Raw genomic sequence first — 1,822 nt, 5'->3', positions numbered from 1 at the left:
CCCGGAAAATCTTGCGAGTCACCCTTACATGCCGGGTTGGTGGCGCGATGCCGAGTTATCCGGGGTACTCCCCTGGAGCGCCGGCGCCAGCTCGCAACGGACGACTTCCCACTCCGGGCGCGTAGCGCCATACTGCTCCGATGCGCCTGTACCTGTCGTCGTTCCGTACCGGGGCGCATCCTGACCAGCTTGTCGCCCTAGCCGGCAACGGCCGGCGCACCGCCTTGATCCCGAACGCCCTCGACGGGCTTCCCACTGAGATGCGTGAGACCGGCCTGCGGCGCGACCTTGACGATCTCGAAGCGGTTGGCCTCGACGTCACGCTGATCGACTTGCGTGAGCCCGCCATGGTGTCCAGCCTCGCCACCTACGGCACGGTGTGGGTCCGTGGCGGCAACGTTTTCGTGCTGCGCCGGGTTCTGGCCGACACGGGCGCCGACATTGTGCTGCTCGATCTGCTACGTCGCGACGCGGTCGTCTACGGCGGCTACAGCGCCGGTGCCTGCGTCCTGGCCCCTGACTTGAACGGTCTGGAACTCGTCGACAACCCCGCCGCCGTCGCCGAACCGATCATGACCGGGCTTGGCCTGCTTGACCGCCCGTTCGTGCCGCATGTGCGTTCCCCCGGCCATCCGGAGACCGCCGCCTGTGACGCCGTGTCGGCCGCGTACACCAGCGCAAGGAGGCCACACTGGGCGCTGCGCGACGGTGAAGTGCTACTCGTCACCGAGAACCAGACGCGACTGCTGCCTGTATAGCGCCGGACCCTGCTGCACTCGGGCCCCAACGCCAAGCGCAACAGATGCTGAGGCTGTCCACGAAGGCTTTCCGCCGGAAATCCGCAAGGTAGTTCCAGACGCCTTAGTTCGGAATCGTCCGGACCTACCTTGCGAGCCGCTGGTCACCGCCGTGATCATCCACCACCTTGAGGCGGACGCGGCAGTGGAGGGGGCCGGTTGCCGGGTGAGGTGAGGCTCCCGGTAGGACAGCAATCGACCAAGAAAGATGCCCCTACCGGGAGCCTCGTTGCTGTCTTACCCTTCCTCGATCCCGCTGTCCACCCGGTTCCTGAACCACGTCGCCGACCTGATCCGTGCTCATCGCCGCCAGCGACGATCCCGGTGGCGCCGCCTCGTCCCCGGCCGCCAGGCGCTGCTCGTCCTGGCCCATCTGCGCAACGGCGACACCTTCACCCGTCTGGCCGCCGGGTTCGAAGTCGGGGTAGCCACCGCCTGGCGCTATGTTCGCGAGGCGATCACTCTGCTTGCCGCGACCGCCGACGACCTGCGACAGGCGATGAGCAGGATCCGGTTGCTGGCCTACGCTATCCTCGACGGCACCCTGATTCCGATCGACCGCGTACACGACCAAAAGCCGTACTACTCCGGGAAGCACCGGCGGCATGGGATGAACGTGCAGGTCATCGCCGATCCGGCCGGACGCCTCGTCTGGGCGTCGGCGGCGCTGCCCGGCTCGGCACACGACCTGACCGCCGCCCGAACCCACGGCATCGTCGCGGCGTTGACCAGCGCGAACGTGATGACCTTCGCGGACAAGGCGTACCAAGGGGCAGGCGGTTGTGTCCGCACCCCGTTCAAGCGTCATCGCTACCGGCCCAAGCTGTCGCACCGGCAGAAGGCCGTGAACAAGGCCCACGCCCGTATCCGCGCCCTTGGTGAACGAGCCGTCGCCACCTTGAAGACCTGGAAAGTCCTGACCAAGCTGCGCTGCAGCCCGTCCCGGACAACCGCGATCGTGCAGGCCATCCTGGCCCTGCACCACGTCGAGAACCCGACCTATCGAGGATGAAAAACGCTCATTG

2 protein-coding genes are annotated in these 1,822 nt (G+C 66.9%); both read left to right on the top strand.

The window, feature by feature from the left end; genetic code table 11:
- Positions 1-140 precede the first annotated feature (140 nt).
- Positions 141-758, top strand: coding sequence for a Type 1 glutamine amidotransferase-like domain-containing protein (locus NIE111_RS28120; RefSeq protein WP_124822898.1), 618 nt, complete (start codon positions 141-143; stop codon positions 756-758).
- 268 nt (positions 759-1,026) lie between these two features.
- Entirely contained in the window at positions 1,027-1,809 is a 783-nt protein-coding gene (locus tag NIE111_RS28115; RefSeq protein WP_238687312.1) for a transposase family protein, read from the top strand.
- Positions 1,810-1,822: the final 13 nt, after the last annotated feature.

Origin of the sequence: Micromonospora hortensis (assembly GCF_022230935.1) — a bacterium.
Classification (GTDB): domain Bacteria; phylum Actinomycetota; class Actinomycetes; order Mycobacteriales; family Micromonosporaceae; genus Micromonospora; species Micromonospora hortensis.
This window is presented reverse-complemented; position numbering and strand designations above follow the sequence as displayed.

What these genes read in the sequence shown, in the direction of transcription:
- NIE111_RS28120 (WP_124822898.1), top strand. Translation starts at nt 141, where the DNA reads ATGCGCCTGTACCTGTCGTCGTTCCGTACCGGGGCGCATCCTGACCAG.